This window comes from Marinobacter pelagius (assembly GCF_900114925.1).
Taxonomy (GTDB): domain Bacteria; phylum Pseudomonadota; class Gammaproteobacteria; order Pseudomonadales; family Oleiphilaceae; genus Marinobacter; species Marinobacter pelagius.
In genome coordinates, this window is the sequence record NZ_FOUR01000003.1 from 175,902 (window position 1) to 198,892 (window position 22,991).

At 59.0% G+C, this 22,991-nt stretch carries 22 protein-coding genes; 8 read left to right on the top strand and 14 right to left on the bottom strand.

All coding sequences use genetic code 11. From position 1 onward, the window contains the following. Positions 1 to 23: 23 nt before the first annotated feature. A complete protein-coding gene (locus BM254_RS07775) occupies positions 24 to 1,361 on the top strand; it encodes an ABC1 kinase family protein (RefSeq protein WP_092001272.1) in 1,338 nt (445 codons plus the stop codon). Positions 1,362 to 1,490: 129 nt separating this feature from the next. On the opposite strand, the gene BM254_RS07780 is transcribed toward BM254_RS07775, so the two are convergent. Together BM254_RS07780 and BM254_RS07785 are read right to left on the bottom strand one after the other, a co-directional pair. Then, positions 1,491 to 2,177: an SIR2 family NAD-dependent protein deacylase gene (locus BM254_RS07780; protein WP_092001275.1), complete on the bottom strand. Its 687-nt coding sequence runs from the start codon at positions 2,175 to 2,177 to the stop codon at positions 1,491 to 1,493. Beyond that, positions 2,177 to 3,580 (bottom strand): FAD-binding oxidoreductase, encoded by a 1,404-nt coding sequence (locus BM254_RS07785; protein ID WP_092001278.1) that lies wholly within the window; start codon positions 3,578 to 3,580, stop codon positions 2,177 to 2,179. Before BM254_RS07785 ends, BM254_RS07780 begins: the two co-directional genes overlap by 1 nt. A 189-nt stretch (positions 3,581 to 3,769) precedes the next feature. On the opposite strand from BM254_RS07785, the gene serA reads away from it, so the two are divergent. Then, on the top strand, positions 3,770 to 4,999 hold the full coding sequence (gene serA / locus BM254_RS07790) for a phosphoglycerate dehydrogenase (protein ID WP_092001281.1): 1,230 nt from the start codon (positions 3,770 to 3,772) through the stop codon (positions 4,997 to 4,999). A gap of 68 nt (positions 5,000 to 5,067) precedes the next feature. Here the strand turns inward: serA and BM254_RS07795 are convergent, their stop codons facing one another. Further along, positions 5,068 to 6,348 (bottom strand): S8 family peptidase, encoded by a 1,281-nt coding sequence (locus tag BM254_RS07795; protein ID WP_175497220.1) that lies wholly within the window; start codon positions 6,346 to 6,348, stop codon positions 5,068 to 5,070. Between the two features lie 233 nt (positions 6,349 to 6,581). Here BM254_RS07795 and BM254_RS07800 point away from each other — a divergent pair, with 233 nt between their 5' ends. Further along, the gene (locus BM254_RS07800; protein ID WP_092001284.1) at positions 6,582 to 6,866 is read left to right on the top strand and encodes a sll1863 family stress response protein; all 285 of its coding nucleotides are present in this window, start codon (positions 6,582 to 6,584) and stop codon (positions 6,864 to 6,866) included. 61 nt (positions 6,867 to 6,927) lie between these two features. Here BM254_RS07800 and BM254_RS07805 read toward each other — a convergent pair whose 3' ends face one another. Together BM254_RS07805 and BM254_RS07810 are read right to left on the bottom strand one after the other, a co-directional pair. After that, the gene (locus BM254_RS07805; protein WP_092002186.1) at positions 6,928 to 7,584 is read right to left on the bottom strand and encodes a YiaD family glycine zipper/OmpA-like lipoprotein; all 657 of its coding nucleotides are present in this window, start codon (positions 7,582 to 7,584) and stop codon (positions 6,928 to 6,930) included. Between the two features lie 54 nt (positions 7,585 to 7,638). Next, positions 7,639 to 8,637 carry an alpha/beta hydrolase gene (locus tag BM254_RS07810; RefSeq protein ID WP_092001287.1) on the bottom strand — a complete coding sequence of 333 codons (999 nt, stop codon included), beginning with the start codon at positions 8,635 to 8,637 and terminating at the stop codon, positions 7,639 to 7,641. 102 nt (positions 8,638 to 8,739) lie between these two features. Here BM254_RS07810 and BM254_RS07815 point away from each other — a divergent pair, with 102 nt between their 5' ends. Beyond that, entirely contained in the window at positions 8,740 to 9,633 is an 894-nt protein-coding gene (locus BM254_RS07815; protein WP_092001290.1) for an alpha/beta hydrolase, read from the top strand. On the opposite strand, the gene BM254_RS07820 is transcribed toward BM254_RS07815, so the two are convergent. Then, positions 9,611 to 9,889 (bottom strand): GIY-YIG nuclease family protein, encoded by a 279-nt coding sequence (locus tag BM254_RS07820; protein WP_092001293.1) that lies wholly within the window; start codon positions 9,887 to 9,889, stop codon positions 9,611 to 9,613. The two genes, BM254_RS07815 and BM254_RS07820, sit on opposite strands and share 23 nt — an antisense overlap. Continuing rightward, entirely contained in the window at positions 9,879 to 10,787 is a 909-nt protein-coding gene (locus BM254_RS07825) for a DMT family transporter (RefSeq protein ID WP_092001296.1), read from the bottom strand. Before BM254_RS07825 ends, BM254_RS07820 begins: the two co-directional genes overlap by 11 nt. Positions 10,788 to 10,884: 97 nt before the next feature. On the opposite strand from BM254_RS07825, the gene dctP reads away from it, so the two are divergent. Next, positions 10,885 to 11,979: a TRAP transporter substrate-binding protein DctP gene (dctP, locus tag BM254_RS07830; RefSeq protein ID WP_092002188.1), complete on the top strand. Its 1,095-nt coding sequence runs from the start codon at positions 10,885 to 10,887 to the stop codon at positions 11,977 to 11,979. On the opposite strand, the gene BM254_RS07835 is transcribed toward dctP, so the two are convergent. Genes BM254_RS07835 through BM254_RS07845 form a run of 3 tightly spaced genes read right to left on the bottom strand, consistent with a single transcriptional unit; the run spans position 11,953 to position 14,896 of the window. Further along, positions 11,953 to 12,762 (bottom strand): mechanosensitive ion channel family protein, encoded by an 810-nt coding sequence (locus BM254_RS07835; protein ID WP_092001299.1) that lies wholly within the window; start codon positions 12,760 to 12,762, stop codon positions 11,953 to 11,955. The genes dctP and BM254_RS07835 overlap by 27 nt on opposite strands. 9 nt (positions 12,763 to 12,771) lie before the next feature. Further along, positions 12,772 to 14,028 carry a hypothetical protein gene (locus tag BM254_RS07840; RefSeq protein ID WP_092001302.1) on the bottom strand — a complete coding sequence of 419 codons (1,257 nt, stop codon included), beginning with the start codon at positions 14,026 to 14,028 and terminating at the stop codon, positions 12,772 to 12,774. A gap of 31 nt (positions 14,029 to 14,059) precedes the next feature. Next, positions 14,060 to 14,896 carry a 23S rRNA (adenine(2030)-N(6))-methyltransferase RlmJ gene (locus tag BM254_RS07845; RefSeq protein ID WP_092001305.1) on the bottom strand — a complete coding sequence of 279 codons (837 nt, stop codon included), beginning with the start codon at positions 14,894 to 14,896 and terminating at the stop codon, positions 14,060 to 14,062. A 171-nt stretch (positions 14,897 to 15,067) separates the two neighbouring features. Between BM254_RS07845 and BM254_RS07850 the strand changes: the two genes are divergently transcribed. After that, a complete protein-coding gene (locus tag BM254_RS07850) occupies positions 15,068 to 16,381 on the top strand; it encodes an MFS transporter (RefSeq protein ID WP_092001307.1) in 1,314 nt (437 codons plus the stop codon). A gap of 130 nt (positions 16,382 to 16,511) precedes the next feature. Further along, complete coding sequence (locus BM254_RS07855; RefSeq protein ID WP_092001309.1) at positions 16,512 to 16,802, top strand: hypothetical protein; 291 nt, start codon at positions 16,512 to 16,514, stop codon at positions 16,800 to 16,802. Positions 16,803 to 17,428: 626 nt separating this feature from the next. Here the strand turns inward: BM254_RS07855 and BM254_RS07860 are convergent. Beyond that, positions 17,429 to 18,508 (bottom strand): thrombospondin type 3 repeat-containing protein, encoded by a 1,080-nt coding sequence (locus BM254_RS07860; RefSeq protein WP_217647744.1) that lies wholly within the window; start codon positions 18,506 to 18,508, stop codon positions 17,429 to 17,431. A 20-nt stretch (positions 18,509 to 18,528) separates the two neighbouring features. Then, positions 18,529 to 19,587, bottom strand: coding sequence for an OmpA family protein (locus BM254_RS07865; RefSeq protein ID WP_092001315.1), 1,059 nt, complete (start codon positions 19,585 to 19,587; stop codon positions 18,529 to 18,531). Between the two features lie 421 nt (positions 19,588 to 20,008). Between BM254_RS07865 and BM254_RS07870 the strand changes: the two genes are divergently transcribed. Then, positions 20,009 to 20,389: a DUF6316 family protein gene (locus BM254_RS07870; RefSeq protein ID WP_139227043.1), complete on the top strand. Its 381-nt coding sequence runs from the start codon at positions 20,009 to 20,011 to the stop codon at positions 20,387 to 20,389. A gap of 8 nt (positions 20,390 to 20,397) precedes the next feature. Here BM254_RS07870 and BM254_RS07875 read toward each other — a convergent pair whose 3' ends face one another. Then, a complete protein-coding gene (locus BM254_RS07875) occupies positions 20,398 to 20,760 on the bottom strand; it encodes a DUF4870 family protein (RefSeq protein ID WP_092001321.1) in 363 nt (120 codons plus the stop codon). Between the two features lie 154 nt (positions 20,761 to 20,914). Then, complete coding sequence (locus BM254_RS07880; RefSeq protein ID WP_092001324.1) at positions 20,915 to 22,954, bottom strand: PhoX family protein; 2,040 nt, start codon at positions 22,952 to 22,954, stop codon at positions 20,915 to 20,917. Positions 22,955 to 22,991: the final 37 nt, after the last annotated feature.

Genomic DNA, 22,991 nt, shown 5'->3' on the forward strand with positions numbered 1-22,991 from the left:
CCGATAACGGACGTATAAGTGGCATGGCAAGAAAACCGGTTACCTCCCGAACAGGGCGCTTCTTCAAACTCGCAGGCATGACCGCTTCGGTGGCCGGGCAATACGCCGGCCAACGGGCGAGGCGTGTGTTCCGCAGTGAGAACGACGAAGGCGCCCAGAGCGAAAGCTATACCCGCATGGCCGGACAGATCGCGGACACCCTCGGCGAGCTCAAGGGTGCGGTGATGAAGGTTGGCCAGATCGCGTCCCAGACCCAGGATTTCCTGCCCCGGGAATTCTCCGAGGCGCTGGAGAAGCTTCAGAAAGAAGCCCCACCCATGCCCTTTGAGGTGATTGTCGAGCAGATCGAATCGGAGCTTGGCAAACCCCTGGGGGAACTCTACGAATACGTACAGGAAACGCCCTATGCCTCCGCGAGCATCGGGCAGGTACACCGGGCCCGCCTCCATGACGGCACCGATGTCATCGTCAAGGTCCAGTATCCGGGTGTGGATGAGTCCTGCGACTCGGACCTCAAGCAGCTGCGAATGACCCTGCGCCTCGGCGGCCTGCTGAAAATGCCGAAGGAATCGGTGGACCAGCTGTTCGCCGAGATCCGGGAACGCCTCCACGAAGAGCTGGATTACGAGAACGAGGCCCGGAACATAAAGCTGTTCCGGGACTTCCACCAGGACCAGCCCTGGGTGCTGATCCCGGCGGTGATCGACAGCCATTCCACCCGCCGGGTGCTGACCCTGGAACTGGTGGAGGGCGATCACGTCAGCAAGGTAACCCCGGACCGCTACGACCAGGACACCATCAATCTGATCGGCCACCGGATTTTCATGATCATGGCGGACCAGCTGTTCCGGTTCCAATGCATCCACGGCGATCCCCACGCCGGGAACTTTGCCTATCGCCCGGATGGCAGCATCGTCCTCTATGATTTCGGCTGCGTGAAGAAGCTGAAGCCCGGGATTGTCGAAGCCTACCGCAAGGCCCTGATCGCCGCCCTGCAGGAAGACTACGAGGCCCTGGACCGGCACCTGATCGACCTGGGAGCGAGAGTGGGCAGCCAGCCGGCGGTGGATGAAGCCTATTACGCCATGTGGCGGGATATTCTTATCGTTCCGTTCCAGGGCGACGAACCCTACGATTTCGCCGAGGCTGACATTCACAAGCACGTGGCGGCAAAGACCAGCACGGTGTTCAAGTACCTGGATTATTTCAAGCCGCCGGTGGAGAGCATCTTCATCGACCGGATGATTGCCGGGCATTACTGGATGCTGAAGCGGCTCGGGGTTCAGGCGGCGTTTCGAGTGGAGTTGGAGAGGTATCTGAAGATGGGGTCAGATGAAGGCGTTCATCTGACCCCTGAGTAAGACTGAGCGTTAAGTCGGGGTCAGATGAAAGCTTTCATCTGACCCCATTTTCACCGACCCTGGAGCAAAGCATAGAGCTGGGCGCCAGGTCGGGGTCTGAAGAAAGCCTTCTTCTGACCCCATTTTCACCTACCGGTTACCCGCAAGCCGAGACACCCACTCGGCAACCCCCTCACCGGCGCCCTTGCGAATGACATTCGCGCGGGAAACAGAAGCCGGCTCGCCGGGGTCGATCACGGTGATCGGCACATCCGTATCCACCTCATACACCAGCCCCGCTGCGGGGTAGACCTGCAACGAAGTGCCCACGATCAGCAGGTAATCGGCGGTGCGCACCACCTCGGCGGCTTTCTCCAGCATCGGCACCTCCTCACCGAACCAGACAATGTGCGGCCGGAGCTGTTCGCCGCGGTCGCAGCAGTCGCCCGGATTGATGTCGTTGTAGCCGATGTCATACACCGGCTCCGGATACACCGAACTGCGGGCCTTGGTAAGTTCTCCGTGGAGATGGATCACGCTGGAAGAACCACCCCGCTCGTGCAGGTCGTCCACGTTCTGGGTGACGATGGTCACCCGGTAACGTTTCTCCAGCTCCGCCAGCAGGCGGTGGGCCTGATTGGGCTGGGCATCCTTCAGCTGGCGCCGGCGCTCGTTGTAGAAGCGCAGCACCAGGTCCCGGTTGCGTTCGAAGGCCTCGGGCGTGGCCACGTCGTACACGCTGTGCTGCTCCCACAAGCCGCCGTTGTCACGGAAGGTGGAGAGGCCGCTTTCGGCGCTGATGCCAGCGCCGGTGAGTACGACGATATGGTCCTGCATCAGTCGAAGATCTTGCCCGGGTTCATGATGCCATTGGGGTCGAACACCTGCTTGATGCCCTTCAGGTAGGCGATCTCCGCCTCACTGCGGGTGTACTGCAGGTACGGCTTCTTGGTCATGCCCACGCCGTGTTCGGCGGAGACACTGCCCTCGTAACGCTGGACAATCTCGAACACCCACTTGTTGACCTGCTGGCACTTCTCGAAGAAGTCTTCCTTGGCCATGTCCTCGGGTTTGAGAATGTTCAGGTGCAGGTTGCCGTCACCGATGTGACCGAACCAGATGATCTCGAAATCCGGATAGTGCTCGGCCACCACATTGTCAATTTCCTCCAGGAACCCCGGCACCCTGGAAACCACCACAGAGATGTCGTTCTTGTAGGGAATCCGGGGCGCGATGGACTCGGAGATGCGCTCCCGCAGCTGCCACAGGTTCTGGGCCTGGGTTTCGCTCTGGCTGATCACGCCGTCCAGCACCCAGCCTTCCTCGACACACTGCTCGAACAGCGTCATGGCATCGTCCATGACCTGGTCGGACACCGCCTCGAATTCCAGCAGCGCGTAGTAAGGTGCTTCGGTCTCGAACGGTGCCTGCACCTGGCCGTGGGCCAGTACATGCTGCATGGCCTGGTGGGAGAAGAACTCGTAGGCGGTCAGGTCGAGCTTCTTCTGGAACGCCTTGAGCACGTCCATGGTGTTGGTGAGGTCATTCAGGCCCAACACCAGCACGGTCAGGTCATCCGGCTTGCGGGTCAGCTTCATGGTGGCTTCGGTGATGAAGCCCAGGGTACCTTCGGCGCCAATAAACAGGTGTCGCAGGTCGTAGCCGGTGTTGTTCTTGGCCAGATCCTTGTTGAGGTCCAGGATATCGCCCTTGCCGGTCACCACTTTCAGACCCGCAACCCAGTCCCGGCTCATGCCGTAGCGGATCACCTTGATGCCGCCGGCATTGGTGGACAGGTTGCCGCCGAGCTGGCTGGAGCCGGCGGACGCGAAATCTACCGGGTAATAGAGGTCATTCTCTTCGGCAAAGTTCTGCAGCTGCTCGGTCACGACGCCGGCCTGGCACCGGACGGTGCGGTCACTGGCGTTGAAGTCGAGGATCTGGTTCATGTTGTCGAACGCAACCACCACCTCACCATTGGCTGCAACCGCTCCGGCACTCAGGCCGGTACGACCGCCTGACGGCACCAGGGCCACCTGGTTCTCGTTGGCGAACTTCACCAGCGCCTGCACCTGCTCCGTGGTCTTCGGCAGCGCGATGGCCAGGGGCTTGGGTGGGTAAATCTTGGTCCAGTCCTTGCCGTAGGTGTCCAGGTCCGCGGGGTCGGTCAACACCTTGCCCGGGGTATCGCCAGTGGCAATCAGCTCTTTGATGGAGGCAATGATCTGTTCAGAACTCATGAGTGCGTCAGTCTCGTCAGGGTTGGTCCGGAGCCTGTTGATACGCCATTCACAGGGAATTGATTCAGGCAAACCGGCGCGCTGTGAAAATCTCCGTTTATGGTATCATACCGCCCCTGTTCTGTGAGCCAGCCCGACGATCTCTGGCTCCAGGTCATTTCATGTGACGAAAGGTTCGGAAGCAAGCCAATGTCAAATACGTCTCTCGAAAAGAGCAAAATCCGGATCCTGCTGCTGGAAGGCGTGCATCAATCTGCTATTGATACCCTGAATGCCGCGGGTTACACCAACATCGAGTATCTGACTCACTCACTGGGCGAAGAAGAGCTGATCGAGAAAATCGCCGACGCGCATTTTATCGGTATCCGCTCGCGCACCCAGCTGACCGAGAAAGTATTTGAAGCCGCCCAGAAACTGGTGGCGGTAGGTTGCTTCTGTATCGGCACCAACCAGGTGGACCTCAAGGCCGCCACCCGCCGTGGTATCGCGGTCTTCAACGCGCCCTTCTCCAACACCCGTTCGGTGGCGGAACTGGTGCTGGCCCAGGCCATCCTGCTGCTGCGCGGCGTACCGGAAAAGAATGCCAAGGCCCATCGCGGCGAATGGCTGAAGTCCGCCAAGAACAGCTATGAGATCCGTGGCAAGAAACTGGGCATCATCGGCTATGGCAACATCGGCACCCAGTTCAGCGTCCTGGCCGAAGGCCTGGGCATGGATGTGTACTTCTACGATGTGGTCTCCAAGCTGTCGATCGGCAACGCCACCCAGGTCGGCACCATGCAGGAGCTGCTCAACATCGCAGATGTGGTTTCCCTGCACGTACCGGAAACCCCGGCCACCAAGTACATGTTCAAGGCCGAGCAGTTTGCCCAGATGAAGCCGGGCAGCATCCTGATGAACGCCTCCCGCGGCACCGTGGTGGACATCGACGCTCTCGCCGATGCCCTGAGCTCCGGCAAGCTGCTGGGCGCTGCCATTGACGTGTTCCCGGTTGAACCCAAGTCCAACAACGAGGAATTCGTTTCTCCGCTGCGCGAGTTCGACAACGTCATCCTGACCCCGCACGTGGGTGGCTCCACCATGGAAGCCCAGGAGAACATCGGCCGCGAAGTGGCGGAGAAGCTGGCCATGTACAGCGATAACGGCACCTCCGTCTCTTCCGTGAACTTCCCGGAAGTGGCCCTGCCCTCGCATCCGAACCAGCACCGCCTGCTGCACATCCACGAGAACGTGCCAGGTGTGATGTCCGAGATCAACCAGGTGTTCTCCGAGAACGAGATCAACGTTTGTGGTCAGTACCTGCAGACCAAGGAAGACATCGGTTACGTGGTGATTGATGTGGACAAGGCCTACAGCGAGCTGGCCCTCGAGAAGCTGCGCCAGGTCAAGGGCACCATCCGCTGCCGCGTGCTGTTCTAAGCCACCAGGCAACGATTGCAGTAACTTAAAAGCCCGGGCCAATGCCCGGGCTTTTTTGTATCAGCAGATCAGCGCGGAACCTGAAGCAACAGGTTGGGCGAGCCGCTGTTGATATCTCCAAGCACATTGGCCGCCGCCAGCTCATCCAGCGCCGCATCAACCTGATTGGGTGTCAGTCCCGGATCTGACCCCAGCAAAAGGGCCGCAGCGCCGGCCACATGGGGCGAGGCCATGGAGGTTCCGCTGATGGTGTTGGTTTCCGTATCGCTCTGGTACCAGGCAGCGGTAATGTCGGAGCCCGGTGCGAACAGGTCCAGGCAGGTCCCGAAGTTGGAGAACGAAGAACGCTGGTCCTCGCGGGTGGTACTGCCGACGGTAATGGCCTCGGGCACCCGGTTCGGGGAACCGCTGCAGGCGTCAGCATCGCTGTTGCCAGCCGCCACCACAAAGGTCACGCCCTGTTCGACCGCTCCGCGCACAGCCTCGTCAAGCGCATCTGAATTGCCGCCACCAAGGGACATGTTCGCCACCGCGGGGGCCTGGTGATTTGCCGCCACCCAGTCAACGCCGGCAATCACGTCGGCGTTACTGCCCGCGCCCGAGCAATCCAGCACCCTCACCGCAGCCACCGACGCCTGCTTGGCGACACCATAGGTGCTGCCAACAGCCGTGCTGGCGACATGGGTACCATGGCCGTTACAGTCGGAAGTATCCGATGGGTCAGTCTCACCGCCAACGTTAAGCAGGGAACCAACTATCGGCAGCCCTCCGAGGCCCAACAGACCGGTGTCGTTGACGGCGAAGTTGCGCCCTTCAATGACCCGGCCCGTTAATTCCTGGTGGGAAGCCCTGAGCCCGGTATCGATGACATACACATTCACCCCTCCGCCGGCCTGATCCGGGTACTGGTAGGTTTCATCCAGCGGGAGGTACGGCTGGTCCACACGGTCCAGGCCCCAGGTGGCACCGGCCTGGGTGGCACTGGCCATGACGACGGTGTCCGGCTCCACTGCCAGCACACCCGGCATGGACTCGAGCAAGGCTGCCTGGGTCTCGCTCAGCTCAACCGCCGCACCGGTGAGAGCGGTCTGGTACAGATGGAGGAGCTCACCTCCGCCAACGGCCACCAGGATGGCATTCACACCGGCCTCGAGGTCTGCCACCCCGAGCAGGTTCGGAAGTTCCGGATCCAGGCGAAGAATGTAACGTCCCGGCACGATGTCACCGGCCTGTAGTGTCGCTTCGCTGCCGGTCTGTTCAGTTTCACCATCCAGCAATCCTGCCTGGGCAGGCATGGCTGCCACCAGGGCAACGCTGAGACAGGTGGCGGTCAGGGTTGTTCTTATCATGGTATCGGCTCCTTTCCTTCGTGGATTTGTTGTTCTGACCAGAACGGGAACAACCTGCACAAGGTTGCGTCACAGAGCGACGAAGTCCATGCAGAAGGGGCCAATACAGCGCCGGTTTTCAGAGATTTAATGAAAATTTCCGGATTATCCCTTGAGAAAGCGGGGATACGAGCCATGGTTAAAGTACAGCCTGGTTCCGACCAGCCCATTCATACCGCGACAGGAGAAAATCGATGTCACTCAGGGAGTCCCTGTTGAACAAGCTGCAGACCCAGACCGAACACTGGAGCAGGCAGATCGACCAGTTACGGGCAGAGGCGGACGCCAAGATGGCCAAGGCCGAGGATGACAAGGCGGAAGCGGAAATCCAGAAGGAGTTTTCGGAGAAGATCCAGTCCCTGGAGGACCAGATAGAAACCGCCAGGACCAAGCTCGGTGAGCTGAAGGAATCAGGCGAGGATCAGCTGGACAACCTCAAGCAACGTATCGACGAGTGGCTGCCCAGCAACACCAACTGAGCCAGACACAAAAAAGGCTCCGGAGTTTTCACACCCGGAGCCTTTTCGTTTTCCCTGAACCTTATTGCATCGGCACCAGGGTCAGCTCAACCCGACGGTTCTGCTCACGCCCGGCGGCAGTGTCGTTGGAAGCGATGGGGTAGCGCTCGCCATAACCCACAGCACGGGTACGATTGGGCTCGATGCCCTGATTCAGCAGGAAGTCCCGTACTGAACCGGCACGCTGCTCACTCAGCAGCTGGTTGTAGCTGTCGGAGCCGGAGCTGTCGGTGTGGCCTTCGATCTGGATGACGGTCTTGTCGTATTCCTTGAGGACCAGCCCAACAGACTCCAGAGTGCCGGTGAAGGACGGCTTGATAGAGGACTGGTTCAGGTCAAAGGTGATGTTGCCCGGCATGACCAGTTCAATCTGGTCACCGTTGCGGACCACTCGCACACCGGTGCCTTCCAGCTTCCGGCGAAGCTCGGCTTCCTGCTTGTCCATGTAGTAACCGATACCGCCACCGATAGCAGCACCACTGGCCGCGCCGATGAGGGCGCCCTTGCCCCGGTCGCTGCTACTGGAAGTTGCCGCACCCACTGCAGCACCGCCGATCGCACCAATGATGCTGCCCTTGGTTGCGCTCGAGGTCTTCTCTTCGCCGGTGTATGGATCGTAGGTCATGCAGCCACCCAGACCCACGGTCGCTACTGCAAATGCAAGAATCGTTTTTTTCACAGCTTTCTCCTGCGCCATTATAAAACCCGGCGGTGTTTGTCGTGTGCGACCGGTTCAGGCCGCATTCACCGCCTTCCTGGTGAATGTATCAATGATGGTATTGAATACCGTTGCCTGCAAATCCTGGGCTTCGTTCACTAGATGATGACGTCCATCCGGGATTCTCAGTTCCTCTACTGAGGAAAATTTATTGCGAATAATCCGCAGATTGTGTTGCCAGTCCACGGTCAGATCCTTCTCGCCCTGCACCACCGTAACCGAAAAGTTGATCGGCCGGGCGGACTCAATATGCGGCACCCATTGCCGCAATGCCGTGACCCAGTCCACATGCACCGCCCTTGCCTGCAGCGGGTCATGGTCTTTCAGGAAGCGGAGGAACCGGGTATCACCACTGTTCTCCGCAAAGACCCGACGCCAGCGGCTGATGAACGGCCTGACCAGCGTGTGCAGGACTTTCGCACCAAGCCAGCCCATGGGCCGCACCAGGGGCGCCAGCAGTACCACCTCCTTGAAGTCGGAGGTTTCGGTCGAGTGCTGGTTCGAGAGCAGGTAATCAATCAGTATCGCGCCGCCGGTACTCTGCCCTACGGCAAACCAGGGCTCGCGCACCTTGCCCCGGGCCTGATCCATCACCGCCGTCAGCACCTGCTGGTACTCCAGGAAACTGCCGATCGCCGCCGGTGTGCCGCTGGAGAGACCGTGCCCCGGCTGGTCGTAGGCCAGGACATCCAGGCCGGCCCCCAGGCAACGGTCGATCAGTTGACTGTACAACCCGACATGATCGAAGTAGCCGTGCAGAATAAAGACCGTGCCCCGGGATTCCGGCAGCCGGTAATAGTGCACCATGACTTCATGCTCACCGGCATGGACATAGCCCTGATGGTAATGCACTTCCGGATGCTCCACCCAGAGATCCAGACCGTAGAACCGGCAGTAGGCAACCATCTCCTCGGCCAGCTCACGCGGGCCCTGGGGGTTGAAGGGCTCAAGCCGCTCCAACAGCGAGTGCCTGTCCCAATCGGGTATTTCTATGGTATCCGTTTTCCAGTACACGTAGAGTTAAACGCCTGTCATGATTCAGGAATAAGATTAAGGAGTTAATCAGAGGCTCCTTGATCGACTGCCATCCTATCGCATAGCGGGAGTAGAACACAGATGCTGCAACCTCTTCTTGAGGCCGGTCTTCGGCAAACCATGAATCGCCTGGTGCGCCCCATACTGTCACCAGCGGTGCCGATCAGGGTTCAGCGCGCCCTGATCCGTCAGGCCTATCGCAGCTCGATTCCACCCCGTGGCTGCCGGTTCAGCCATGGCACCCTGGCCGGAGTGCCGGTGGTCCGTACCAGCTGTGGCAAACAGCAGGATGGCGTCATCCTTTACCTGCATGGCGGCGGCTTCATCATTGGTTCAGCCGATACCCACCGCGGCATTGCCGGCCACCTGGCAAAAGCCAGTAAATGCCTGGTGGTGACACCGGATTACCGGCTGGCGCCGGAGCATCCCTTCCCGGCGGCCCTCGACGATGCCGAAGCCACCTATCTGCAGTTGCTGGCCGAAGGCTACGACCCCGGGCAGATCGCCCTGGCCGGCGATTCCGCCGGAGGCGGCCTGTGCGTATCCCTGGCCATGCGCCTGCGGGACAACCAACAGCCGTTGCCCTCATCGCTGACACTGTTCTCGCCCTGGACCGACCTGACCCAGGAGCAGCTCTATCAGCCCGAGTCCGAACCGGTATTGCAACCGGCCTGGACCGCCAAGGCAGCAAAACACTATGCCGGCGACGAGGCCCTCAAGAACCCGCTGATATCACCGGTATTCGGCGATCTCAAAGGCCTGCCGCCGCTACTGATCCAGGTCGGCAGCGACGAGATTCTGCTCAACGACGCAGAACGCCTGGCTCAGGCGGCGAAACGGGACCAGGTATCCGTCGACCTGGAGATCTACAACAGCCTCTGGCACGTGTTCCAGGTCCACAGCGGCCAGCTGCGCCGGGCGACCGAAGCAGTACGAACCGCTGGCGATCATATCAGGGCACATCTGACAGACTGATTTCGCCCCGGATCAATGCTTCCTTGCGCGAGCGCGACCAGCGCTTGATGTACCACTCAAGCCGGGAAGCCCGGCTGCGATCTCCTGCCTGCGCCCGGAAGACCAGCTCCAGAGGGCCCTTGCCGCGCAGACTGCGCGCGCCCTTTGGCGCACCGGCCTGATGCTCGGCAAAGCGCCGCTCCACATCCGTGGAGATGCCGGTATACAGTGCGCCGGAAGCGGTTCGCACCAGGTACAGATGCCAGTCATTGCTCACGGGCCAGTTCCGCCTCCCGGGCCTTGACCTTGAGCTGCTGCAGCCACAAGCCACCCATGATCAGCACCAGGCCAATATAGGTGGATGGCAGGATGACCTCGCCCAGGATGAAATAGATGAACACCAGTGACAGAAACGGCGAGATGAAGATCAGGTTGCTGACTTTCGAGGTGTTTTCCGCCTTCTTCATGGCGTAGGACCAAAGCACAAACGCCACCCCCATCTCGAATACCCCCACGTAAATGGCCGCGGCCAGGGAGGTTCCGGACGGCATATCGAAGCCCTCGGTGAGCCCGCAGATCACCGCAATCACCGGCAACCCGAACAGGAAATTCAGGAACAGGCCTACCACCGGATCGCGCTCATCGCGGGTAGCAATGATCCAGTAGGACGCCCAGACCAGGGTACTGCCCAGCGCGAAGCCGACCCCCAGCGGATCAGAGAAGGTCAGCGAGGTGACCTGCCCCCGGGTGGCGATCACGACCACGCCGGCATAGCAGACCAGCCCGGCCAGGATATCAACTTTCCGAAGCCGCTGGCCCAGAAAGGGCACGGACAGGTAGGCGAGCACCAGCGCCCAGGTGTAGTTGAGAGGCTGAGCCTCCTGGGCAGGCAGCCGGTCAAAGGCACCGAACAGCACGAAATAATACAGGCAGGGATTGACCAGCCCCATCCCCACGGACTGCACGTACTGACGGCGAGACAGGGAAAACACCAGATGCCAGCGCCCCTGGAGTTTCAGAATAATCGCCATCACAACTATCGAAGCCATGCAGGCAATCAGCAGCATCTGCATCGGTGCCAGATCCCGCAGCGCCAGCTTGAACGCGGTGGCAACGGTGGACCACAGCAGAACCGTGGCAAGGCCGTACATCATGGCCTGTTTCTGGTTGGTCATGAACAATGACTCCTGTCGCTGGCAGGAAGCACCCTGCCGAATGTGTTAGCTTAGAAATATTCCGTTATTTTCGAATTCAGGGTCTGGAGAAATGGACATGCGCGCACACCGCCTCTGGTTGTTCCTGGTTACCAGCCTGGTCCTCATCATGACAGGTTGCTCGGAGACCGAGAGCACCAGGACCAGCGACTCATCCGAGCAGGCACCACCGGAATATCCCGTCACCTGGCGGTTCGCCCTGGAAGAAATTGAGGGCAGTGTACAACACGCCTATGCCGAGGCGCTAAAGAGCAGTATTGAAGAGGCTTCTGACGGGAAGGTCGAGCTGGATATTTTTCCCTACGGTTCCCTGGGCACATCTTCCCAACTGACAGAACTGGTACGCAACGGCTCTGTTGATCTTGCCTTCGCCTCCCCCGGGCACCTGGCCGACCTTATTCCGGAAACCGGGATTTTCACGCTGCACTACGTCTTGCCGGACGACGAAGACGTCACCCGGGCCCTGTTTGCCCGGAACGAACTGACCCGGCTGTTCTCCGCCGCTTATAACGAAAAGCATCTGACGCTCCTGGGGTTTGTGCCCGAAGGATGGATGGCCTGGACGGCCAACAAGCCACTGAAGACACCCGCCGATTTTGAAGGCCTCAGAATCCGGACCATGACTTCACAAATGTCAGCGGAGGCCTTCCGGAGCTATGGTGCCGATCCCCGCCAGACACCTTACTCACAGGTCTACAGCGATCTGCAGTTGAAACAGATTGACGGCCAGACCAACCCGGTCTTCGCCATCGAGGAAATGAACTTCTATGAGGTACAAGACACCCTGACCATGCCCCGGGCCGCCCATTTTGTTTCATCCGTTGTGGCCAACCCTGAATGGTATGCCCAGTTACCGGAGCAGCAGCAGGACTGGCTGGCAGTGGCATTGATTGAGGTTGGCAAGGAAGCCTGGGATATCCAGGAGGAACTGAACCAGACCAGACTGGAGACCATGCTCGAGGAAGGCCAGCTCGCGGTGACCAGGCTGTCCCAACAGGAGCGCGCTGCATTTCGCGAGGCGAGCAAGCCTGCGCTGGAATTCTACCTCCGGCAAACCGGCGAGCGGGGCCAGCGGATCCTGGAGTCACTCCGCAACATCATTACGGATCTGGAACACCAGCAGGCCTCAAACACTGGCAGCAACGGGGACTGACACAAACTGCACCCCATCTGCGGCCAGCACTTCCGATCCCCGTGCGGTCAGATCACTGATGAACCGGAACTGGTCCCTCGGCTCGAGGGGATAGGCCTTCAGGCGGTAGGTCATGCCCCAGGTTTTGTTGGCGACCACAACCACCACCGGCTTCATGGTCTTGGTGTAGGGCGAGGCAAAACCCACATCCCGCAGCAGCGCCATCACCCGGCGGACATCATGGTTCGGGGCCAGGTGGAACTCCGCCACGCACATAAGGTTGTCGGAACCGTCGTTACCGTTGGCAATGAGTGTGTTCCACAGCCTGCCATGGGGAATGATGATAACGGTATCATCCGGCGTAACGATCTCCGCGGCACGGGTCCCGATTGATCGCACCTCTCCGTACTTGCCATCGACCTCTATCCAGTCACCGGGCCGATAGGGCATTTCATAAAGGGTTACGATCCCGGCAATCAGGCTGTTGGCGTAGTCCTTGAACGCGAAACCCAGCGCCAGGCCCAGGGCGCCGAAAATGGCGACCATGTTCTCGAAGGACGGCTCCACCAGTATCGGCACCACCACGATGATGGTGACGACAATGATCAACAGTCGCGCCAACGGCACCGAAGCCAACAAATAGAGGCGAGCCTTGCCACCGAGCTTACCGGCAAGCCCTGGTACCAGTTTCTGGATAACGAATATCAGCAGCACCGCCGCGGCCACCACCAGGGCGGCCTCCACCAGGGCGACCCAGGTGATGGCTGAAAACGCCTGCTGCAATCCCTGCCCCATGTCTCCCATAACGCCTCCTCAGAATCCGTCTACCGGATAACCCCAGCTTTGCAGATGCCGACGCACTGTGGGGTACCCCAGAGGCGTGACATGCCAGCGCCCGGACGCCTCACCTTCATACACGACGTCTGCACGGGCGAGCCGCGACAGCGCCAGCTGCAGTTCCGGCTCGCCAACCCCCGTTACCAGTGCAATCCGCTCTTCATCCAGGCCGTCGTGGAGCAGGAGGGCGTGAAGGATAAAACCGATAGACCGGTCGCTGCTCTGGGGCATGGAGGGCAGGCTGAGCTGATCCAGAGGAACCACCCAGCAGCTCCGGCCACCGGGGCCCCGTGTCTGGCTATCCGGGTCCTCTTCCATTTCGTCCTCCGGCCGTGCCCGCAGGGAGCGCTGCCAGATCGCAAGCGCGACTCCGGGAATGCCCCGGGAGGCCGTGGCAAGGTCCCTCAGAAAGCCCGAATGTTTGCGTTTCTCCGCGTCCGGGGGATTTTCCACCGGCAACACGTAAAGGCCATCGTCTGTCATTCGGGCGGTGATCGCCCGACCATCCCGGGAAGCGGCGAGATATTCCAGCCACTGACCCAGACGCTCGGCATCCAGGGGAGCCGGTGTCAGTGGGCCCAGGTGGGCATCCGGCAGGTAACTCTCCCAGAATTGCCAGCACCAGCTGGAACAGCCCACCAGCCCCGGCCCGACCCGGCCAGAAACCATACGCTGAAACAACTCGCTGATCAGGGCAAAACCGGAGGTATGACGAAGCCAGAAATCCGCCAGCTCGGGAATCACCCAGGGCCCGGTCAGGTCCTGCTCATCCCACCATCGGCAGGCATCTTGCCGATTCATCAGCAGGTTGTCCGGAGGGGCGACCAGGTGCCAGGATTCGGCATCCGCCGACACGGCCCCGAGGCCGGGAAGCCGGACCAATGCCTCCCTGACACCGGAGAATGGCGGTGCGGCCACCACCGCCACCTCTCGGCGCAAGGTTTCTGATTCCCTGAGTTCTGCAAGGGAATCCAGAAGGGCTCCGGCCAGCGCGGTAAAATCCGGATGGGGCGCAATATGCTGGATCTGTTTGTCAGTCAGCGAGGGCAGATCATCCAGGCTCTGGAAAGGCTCCTCATCCGATGACATGCCCGCACGAAGCTGGGCAGTAAGGTGACGAATGGCATCCTTGAGTGTCCGCTGCACGGACATTTCCGGCTGTTTCCACTGGTCCACTGAAATGAGACCGCCGGGAAGCGAGGGAGAATGCTCGGTCGTGTTTTCTTCCTTCAAAAAGACAGCTCCTGCAATCTGTGACCGGAATCTACTCCGGAACGAGCCAGCCCAGCTCATGCCGGACATCGAGTCCGTCGGCGCCGGCGACCTCATCCATCATTGCACCAAGGCGCTCATCAAAACCCCAGGGCGGATTGACCACCAGCATGCCCGAACCGGTCATCCCTCTTTCCGGGGGATGGTTGAGGTGTATCTCGCTGCGGAGAATTTTCCGGAGCGGCCCGGAACGCAGGGCGTCGGCGAGCTGCTTCTCCAGGCCGGAGGTCAACACCGGGTACCAGATAAGATAGACGCCATGGCGGCACTTCTGCCACGCCTTTTGCAGGGTTTTGGCGACCGCACCGTAATCCGCCTTGATTTCGTAGGAAGGATCAATCAGCACCAGCAGGCGGGGCTGTTTCGGCGGCAGCTGCCCGAGCAGCCCCTTCAGCCCGTCTTCCCGCAGCACCCGGACCTTCTGGCCAGCCCAGCCCGCCAGCTGTTCACTTTCGGAGGGGTGCAGCTCGAATGTCGTCAGTGCGTCATCGGCCCGGAGAAACTGGCGGAACCAGAACGGAGAACCCGGGTAGGTAGTCAGGTGACCATCTCCGGCATTCAGCCTGCCCAGCAGCTCCAGTACCGGCTGCCAGTCAGGTGATTTCAGGCTATCCCGCAACTGCCACAGCTTCTGCACCCCGGCATCCGCCTCACCGGTTTTCCGTGCCCGCTCGCTGCCCAGATCGTAAACGGCACTGCCGGCATGGGTATCGAAACAGGCGATCCCCGAGGGCTTGGAGTGCATCATGGATAAAACGAGAGTCAGCGCGGCGTGTTTCTGGATATCGGCAAAGTTGCCGGCGTGAAAGGCGTGCAGATAGCTCAGCATCAATAAAGCTCCATGGTTTGCCGCCCATTAAGCCCGAGCAGGCGCCGGATGTGCAAGATCTGCGCTGGGGCCATCATCTGGTCCGTTTAACGGCATCCGCCGTACTCCGCCCTTAAGAGATACCGCCGATACTGGTATCCTCTTGCCAAATTTCTTCCGGAGGACGGCCACTTGCCAGCCAACAAGCAGGACACCATCGACCAGCTGTACAGCCTGATTGCCAACGAGGAAGACGCACGGGTCTGCAAGGACATCCCCGAGGAAGCCTGCCGGGAGGTACCCCGCAATTTCTTCCTGATCCTCGCCAGCAACGTGCTCACCAAACTGGGCGACCTGCTGATCAGCCCCAAGACGGTGCTGGCCTGGCTAATGAGTGCGGTGGGCGCCCCGGCGCTGGTGGCCTGGCTGGTGCCGATCCGGGAATCCGGCTCCATGGTGCCGCAGATGGTGATTGCTGCCTGGGTTCGCCGCAAGGCGGTGCGCAAATGGTTCTGGACCCTTGGCAGTTTTGGCCAGGCCGTCAGCGTGGCCGCAATGGCCGCGAGCGTCTGGTTCCTGGAAGGCTACGCCGCCGGTGGAGGCATCGTGGCAGCACTGATTGTGTTCTCCCTGGCCCGGGGCTTCTGCTCCGTCTCCATGAAGGATGTACAGGGCAAATGCATTCCCAAGACCCGACGGGGGCGTCTGTCCGGGCTGGCCACAACCATCGGCGGCACCGCCACCGTTATCATGACCGCCCTGCTGTTCTGGGACCGTGGCGATCCCACCCTGGCCTTCTACACGGCACTTCTGCTATTGGCGGCAGTACTGTGGGTGATTGCCGGCTTCCTGTTCGCCAATGTCGAGGAATACGCCGGTGAAACCGGCGGCGGCGGTAACGCCCTGACCGAAGCCATTCACAGCCTCTCGCTGCTGCGGGACGATGCGCCGTTCAGGCATTTCGTGATCACCCGGGCGCTGCTGTTGTGCTCTGCCCTTGCCTCACCCTACTTTGTGGTACTGGCCCAGAAGGAATCCGACATCGGCTGGATGCTCGGCGTTTTCCTTCTCGCCAGCAGTCTTGCCAGCTCCCTGAGCGCCAGTTTCTGGGGCTGGGCGGCGGATACCTCCAGCCGCCGGGTGATGATCCGCGGCGCTGCCATGGCCAGCTTCGTGTGCCTGGCCGTCGGTATTACCGCACTGATTGTTGGTACCGATATCGGCAGTGTCTGGTTCTACCCGGTTGCCTTCTTTGCCCTCAGCATCGCCCACGCCGGCGTCCGTCTCGGTCGGAAGACTTACCTGGTGGATATGGCCGGTGGCAACAAGCGTACCGACTACACCGCTGTGAGCAATACCGTGATCGGGGTGCTGTTACTGGTCACCGGTGGCCTGACCGCCGCGATCTCGGTGTTCTCCGAGGTGGCCGTCATCATCGTGCTGGGTTTGATGGGGCTGGCAGGAATGTTCAGTGCGATTCGGTTGAAGGAAGTGACGGAGGACTGACCCAAGTAACCTTGAACTGCGTCACAAACATCAATTCAGTCTGCGCCTGAATGGTATAAATTAAATGCTTGGAAGCTACTGAACAGGGATGTGCTTTTTTCGTGACGGTATGAGCCTTGGAGAATGGCACATGAGAACCGATACAGCAGGCCCGCAGTTCGACCCCGCGCGCTTCGTGCACACCCCCTTCGGCTGGTACGCCCTGACCCGGGAGCCCTCCGACCTGGGCCCCTTCCCGACGAAATCACAGGCCTCCAACGCACTGGTGGATCACATCCGGCTTCATAAAGGCCTTAATCGGCGCAACCCTGAAGATCGCTATTCGGGGTTCACCGTTCATGATCCGGAAAACTGTGCAAAGAACAACTGCGGGAGATGTGCCGAGGCACTGGCATTTGCAGGCTTTCAGGCCATCGCATGATCCGGGGTTTGAGTGGTGGATTCAGATTAAATTCGCATATTTCATATGTTTTTATACTGACACCAACCAGATGGTCTACAGTCAATCCAATGGATCCGATCCGACAGGGATGTGTCATTTCGTGTAGTTGTTTTCCGATCCCGAAGAAGGATTGAATATGCGAATCGACACAAAAGGGCAGCTGTTACAAGCCCGGTGCTTTTCCGACTTACCCCCTGGCCAGCAAACGCTCGCGGGTGGAACTCCCGACTCCGCAAAGAAATCTTCCCACCGACATTCCGTTCAATCCTTCGCACCCTTCGCCAGGCTCGTGAGGTTGTCGTTATGAGTGGTATGACTGAAGGTAGCGCTGTTGAGACCAGCCTTGTTCCAAGGCATCGACGTAAGCGGGTGATAATTGCGGTGCTGGTATTTGTCGCCGGGCTGGCTTCGGTTAGTTGGGTGGGGAGTGCTTCGCCCTATGAGCAAACGGCTAACTCAGCGGACAAGTCTCGCGCCTTCAGTCCCAACACTAGGTAATCCATTGGTCAACTCGTAAGATCTTATTCAGCACTACAAGATTGAATTCAAAAAAAGGGGCCGGTATTTACCGACCCCTTTTCTTTGCATCAGAGAACTACTCAATTTCAATTATTTGCTGGCTCTGCGCAAACTGCCAAAACATTAACCTGAGTGAGCACGTTGATTCCGCCAACGCTTATTGTCACCTGATCAAAGTCCTGAGTGGTATCGAAAACCAGATAACCCACCTCCTCACTATTCAGTGCACCAAGCAGATCAAGATCAGCCAGCTCAATTGAGTCAAATGTCTCCCTGGCCTCACCATCCAGAGCTGTTTGCACGGAGATGTTGCCCAATAGCGACACGTTGAGCAGTTGATCTGCGTCTGCAATCGCAATACCCAACTTGTTGGTACCCGGATAGTTATTCACCGTATCCGTAACTGTCAGACTTACCGGGGTTCCAAGCCCAATCGGAACCTGAATTGAGGCAGAGTTAAGCAAGTTACTGTCAACAACGTTTTCGGGATTAGTTACACAACCAAGTGTGCACCATGTTGAATCATCACCAATAGCCGTTGCAGCAGGCTCCAGCAGTGGCTTGTAAGTCGCGCTTGTAGCAGTCCCGCATGCATAGGCTGTCTCTGGGTCGCTATCGGGCACCGGGTCACAGACGTTGCCAATGCCATCATTATCGCTGTCACCCTGATTCGGGTTGGGAGTATTTGGACAATTATCTACGTCATCCTGAACGCCATCACCATCGGAATCGATATTGCTGTCACAGGCATCACCAATTCCGTCGTCGTCAGCGTCTTCCTGTCCGGGATTCGCGACCGTTGGGCAGTTGTCGTCCAGATCACGTATACCATCACCATCCGAATCCGCACTGGTTTCGCAGTTTGGCGCGTTGTTCGGGTCAGTCGGACAGGGGTCTACCGAGTTGTCAGTTCCATCACCGTCAATGTCGGAATCGCAGGCGTCACCCTTGCCATCCCCGTCGATGTCAGATTGATCAGGGTTCGGTGCGAGGGGGCAGTTATCTTCCCCATTCAGAACGCCGTCACCATCGGCGTCAGCCAGCGCAAGATCACCGCCAACTGCACCACCATCACTGACAACCATACTGTCAGACTTACACCCCGCCAGCGAAAGCAGCGCGGTAACCAGCAGTATCAAGGGCCAGTTAAAGTTTTTGAGATTCATATTCAAACTCCCTCTACATCTCATTCGGAGACAACATTGAATTCAACGCGACGATTCCGTTCGCGGCCTTCCTCGGTGTCGTTGCTGCGAATCGGTTTGGATTCGCCATAGCCGACAGCGGTCAGCTGGTCGGGATCAACACCGAGATCCAGCAGGTAATTGCGCACCGAGTCCGCACGGCGTTGCGAAAGCTGCTGGTTGTATGCTTCGGAGCCTACGCTGTCGGTGTGGCCGGCCAGTTCCACTTTCAGGTCCGGCTGTCCCTTAAGGGCGTCAGCGGCCGGAATAAGGATGTCCCGGGCGTTGGCAGTCAGGCGGTCGGAGTTGAACTCGAAGGTCACGCCCTGGAGAACCACGGATTGGGCTTTATCGGTCTCGACACAGCCCACGGAATTGACTTCCAGGCCCTCGAGGGTGTTCGGGCACTGGTCGACACCATCCACCACGCCGTCCTTGTCGGAGTCGGCGAAGTCTTTTTCAACCACCACGGGTTTCTCGATGACGGTGGTTTTCTCGACAATGCGGGTACGGGTTGCGCCAATAGGTACGGTTACGCCCAGGCTGAAATGCAGGTCAGAGAAGCCATCGTCATAGGAGTCATAAACATAACGGGCATCTGCACGCACCCTGAGACCGGACTGCGTGAAGGGACTGCTGATGAGGCCGAGCGCCGCGTTGGCGTAGCCGCCAAATTCGCTCGCTGAGTTGTTGGCCACGTCATTGCGTGAGACGCCACCACCGAGCGAGCCGTAGGGCGTGAAGGAATCGCTCTCCCACAGGCGGTAACTGAGGTCGGCACCAAGGCCCTGCTGGTAGTAGTCGGTGCCGCCATCTACGCCGGTCTCGATGACACCCGTGTAGAACTGAGGCTCCACCCACCAGTGCTTGCCCATCCGGATACTGAACATGCCCCGCACCGCAGAGCCGTATTCATCGGTGCGGTCACTGTCGGGCTCAATGTAGGTGCCCAGCAGTGATACTTCGGTCTCATGCTTGACCGTCTCAGCCTGGGCAACCTGCGCGGCCAGCGCGAGGCTGCTTGCGGCAATTACAGAGGTCAATGCTCGCCATCTCATCATGCAACCACTCCTTTCTCTTGTAGGATTTTTCCTTGTGACCACACCAGTGATCGTTTTTTCGACATTGGCAGTTTGGGCCAAACGGGGAAAACATTACTTGGCCTTAACCCGCATTGCCCTGCGTCAAATTTACCAATTCAAATTGTCAGGAATGTTCTTTTTTGTGACACGCTCGATATATCTTTAGAACCATAAACTTAGATACAGCTGATGAATACCCGGCAACAAGTGCATCCCTCAATCTGCCCTGTTTTTTTACAGGTTTTTACAAAAACAGCGCCTCTGAACGCACTTTTGCCCCGTCTTCCTATTGGCGGTTAGACTTTTTTGTGAACTGCGTCACAAACCACTTCGAAAGCTGATATATTTTGCACCGGGCTACTTCGAGCCCGGCGACGCTTGGAACGACGAGAGAACCAGAATGATCAGAAAGGGACTGAAGCGCCTGTCAAAACAGGCACGACAAAAGGAGAGAGTCGAGGGACTTGTAGAATCGGTGGCGGAAGATCCCGGTCATATCGAGGATGGTCCGGTCAAGAGCAACCGGTTTCTGAAAACGCCCGCGGGCTGGTTCGTGAGAACGCGAGAGGCGCGGGACCTGGGCCCCTTCGAATCAGAGGCAGAGGCCCGTGCTGCCCTGGATGATTACCTCAAGCGCCATGGCAACAAACATTCCCTGCGCCGCTACCAGCCATTACAGCTCCACGGCATACAGATCCACGACGAAGAAACCTGCCAGAAACAGCACTGCGCACTCTGCGCCGAGATTCGCTATTGGGCCCGGTCAGGCCAGACCGGCTGATACTTGCATCAGACCACCTTGCCTTCGTTCAGGGCCAGAGCGCCCTTCACAATCCGGTAGATGATCCAGATCGAGATGCCGAGCAGGATGAACCAGCCGATGATCAGGGGTGTGGTCACAATGCCGATCACCGTCCACAGCAAACCGATCCAGAAGGTCCGAATCTGCCACCGGAAGTGACGCTCGATCCAGGTGTTTCGGACATCATCCAGTTTCACGTAATTGATAATCACGCCCACCAGACCGGTGATCCCGCCCAGGAAGAACGAGAGTGCCTGAAGGATGTAGACGGCCACAGCCAGGTTGCGTCCGGAGTCCGAGCGGCGCTGCATGGGGTCGTCGTTTGCGGGAATGTATTCCGGTTCGGGCAAGGTAACTACTCCTTACAATCGGTTTTTCCGAAGTCTAACACAGCCTTTCCCGGAGCCGACCCGTGGTTTTCGCGGACCCGCGCAATAAAAGAAAAGGCCGACCCCGAATAACCGGAGCCGGCCTTTCATTCAGCTTATTCCTGATTTGAGTCTATCAGGCGCCGATGACACCATCGTCGTCGCGGGTGACGATGACGGTTGCGTCACGGGGACGCGGATCGGAGGAGTCCGGCCAGTTACCGTCCGGGTGCTGGATATTGACGAACATGGTCTTGCTGTCCGGCGTGGTCACAACACCGGTTACCTCACAACCGACGGGGCCAACGAAGAAACGCTTGATCTCTCGGGTTTCCGGGTTGGCGGCCAGCATCATGTTGTTCTGGTACGGAGCAGCATCAGAGCCATCGGTCTGGATCCAGAGACGACCGTTGTAATCGAACCAAAGGCCGTCCGGGCTGTTGAAAATGTTGTCGTCAGTGAGAGACACAATCACTTCATCATCGACAACGGTTTCAGTGCCCTGCTCGCCCGCGAACACGAAAATATCCCATTCGAAAGCAGTAGCGGTATGATCGTTACCTGCCTCCGTCCAACGGATGATATGTCCTGTCCGGTTCTCAACGATCGGGTTGGCAGCGTTTACGTCATCGTACCCTTCTTTGCCACGATTGGAGTTGTTGGTGAGAGTGAAATAGACTTCTCCGCTGTTCGGGTCCACTGCGCCCCACTCAGGACGGTCCATGGTGGTGGCGCCGGCGATGTCTGCGGCCAGTCGGGTGTTCACCAGCACGTCTGCCTGATTCTCGAAGCCATCAAACGGGATACTGCCTACAACCCCATCCGTGACGGCCTGTGCCACTTTCGCAGCAAAATCAGCGTCATTCAGATTCAGCGGCAACCATTCGCCCGTGCCGTCCTCGTTGAACCGCGCCACGTAGAGAGTGCCCTCGTCCAGCAGATAGCCGCCAGCTGTTGCAGCGTAGTAAGGCTTGGACGAGACAAACTTGTAGATGTATTCAAAACGAGAATCGTCACCTGAGTAGCAGACCACTGGCTGACCTTCTTTCACCGGCGCAAAGATCACACCCTCGTGGCCAAAACGGCCCAGCGCTGTGCGCTTCTGGGGAGCACTTTCCGGGTTGAACGGGTCAATCTCGACCATGTAGCCGAAGGTATTGGCCTCATTCCGGTAGTCATCGGTTGCTGAACCTTCGCCAGGCGTTACGTCAAAGCGCACGTATGCGTCGGCCTGGTTCTCGGCAAGCTCCCAATCATAGCGGGAGGTACCGTCAACACCATGACGAACCTGCTCGCGGGGACGTTCGGCAGCACTGGTCTTGAAGTAGCCATGCCAGTTTTCCTCGGCTGCGAGATAAGTGCCCCACGGAGTCGGCCCCATGGCACAGTTGTTCAGGGTGCCTCGGGTGCGGTTGCCGTTCGGGCTGAACTTGGTGAACAGTTTGTGGTAACCGCGAGCAGGGCCGCGGATTTCCATCTCGGTACCACCGGTAATGCGGCGGTTGAAGGGACTACCGAATACGATATCCCAGGTTCCGTTGCTGTCCTGTTTGATATGAACGACGGAAACGCCATGAGCTGCGATTTCCTTCCGGACTTCATCGGTAGGACGGTTGCCGTTACTGTTATAGGTAGCACCGCTGGCATGCAGAGCACCCTGGTTGATGTACTCGTGGTTCATCACCAGCAGGCCTTCGGTGGAGCTGTTGCCACCGGCCTTCAGATCGATCGGGAAGAAATGCATGCCATCATGGTGCATGCCTACCTGCTGCTCCTGGTCAGCACCAGTGTTAGTGCCATCCGGCTTGTACTCGGGATACGAACCGGTGATCGGGGTGCCCCAGGGCAGGAAGGCCTGAGAGGAGTAACCCTCCGGAACCTTGATCTCGTTGGCGGTTGAAACCGGAACGGCTTTAAAGCCCAGCTCTGTGGTCGGGACATCCGCATCGGGAGTATCACTGGTGTTTGTGGTGGAGCTGCTGTCGCTGTCACCACCACAACCCGCCAGGCCCAGCCCCATAACACTGGCCAGCGCGGCACCCACGGTGCCCTTCATAACGGTACGGCGCTGCATGCGGGCAGCCAGAACTTGGTGGAACGGGGTGTTTTCGGAATGGTTGACTACCGGCTCGTAGTTCGGATCCAGGTAGTTCGGATCAAGATCGTGCTTCGCCATTTCTTGCCTCTCTCACAACGGTCAGGGGAAGTTGTTT

Bases quoted from the DNA above. Each gene is read 5' to 3' on its own strand.
- BM254_RS07775 (WP_092001272.1), top strand. From the start codon at position 24: ATGGCAAGAAAACCGGTTACCTCCCGAACAGGGCGCTTCTTCAAACTC.
- BM254_RS07780 (WP_092001275.1), bottom strand. From the start codon at position 2,177: ATGCAGGACCATATCGTCGTACTCACCGGCGCTGGCATCAGCGCCGAA.
- BM254_RS07785 (WP_092001278.1), bottom strand. From the start codon at position 3,580: ATGAGTTCTGAACAGATCATTGCCTCCATCAAAGAGCTGATTGCCACT.
- serA (WP_092001281.1), top strand. From the start codon at position 3,770: ATGTCAAATACGTCTCTCGAAAAGAGCAAAATCCGGATCCTGCTGCTG.
- BM254_RS07795 (WP_175497220.1), bottom strand. From the start codon at position 6,348: ATGATAAGAACAACCCTGACCGCCACCTGTCTCAGCGTTGCCCTGGTG.
- BM254_RS07800 (WP_092001284.1), top strand. From the start codon at position 6,582: ATGTCACTCAGGGAGTCCCTGTTGAACAAGCTGCAGACCCAGACCGAA.
- BM254_RS07815 (WP_092001290.1), top strand. From the start codon at position 8,740: ATGCTGCAACCTCTTCTTGAGGCCGGTCTTCGGCAAACCATGAATCGC.
- BM254_RS07825 (WP_092001296.1), bottom strand. From the start codon at position 10,787: ATGACCAACCAGAAACAGGCCATGATGTACGGCCTTGCCACGGTTCTG.
- dctP (WP_092002188.1), top strand. From the start codon at position 10,885: ATGCGCGCACACCGCCTCTGGTTGTTCCTGGTTACCAGCCTGGTCCTC.
- BM254_RS07835 (WP_092001299.1), bottom strand. From the start codon at position 12,762: ATGGGAGACATGGGGCAGGGATTGCAGCAGGCGTTTTCAGCCATCACC.
- BM254_RS07845 (WP_092001305.1), bottom strand. From the start codon at position 14,896: ATGCTGAGCTATCTGCACGCCTTTCACGCCGGCAACTTTGCCGATATC.
- BM254_RS07855 (WP_092001309.1), top strand. From the start codon at position 16,512: ATGAGAACCGATACAGCAGGCCCGCAGTTCGACCCCGCGCGCTTCGTG.
- BM254_RS07860 (WP_217647744.1), bottom strand. From the start codon at position 18,508: ATGAATCTCAAAAACTTTAACTGGCCCTTGATACTGCTGGTTACCGCG.
- BM254_RS07865 (WP_092001315.1), bottom strand. From the start codon at position 19,587: ATGATGAGATGGCGAGCATTGACCTCTGTAATTGCCGCAAGCAGCCTC.
- BM254_RS07870 (WP_139227043.1), top strand. From the start codon at position 20,009: ATGATCAGAAAGGGACTGAAGCGCCTGTCAAAACAGGCACGACAAAAG.
- BM254_RS07880 (WP_092001324.1), bottom strand. From the start codon at position 22,954: ATGGCGAAGCACGATCTTGATCCGAACTACCTGGATCCGAACTACGAG.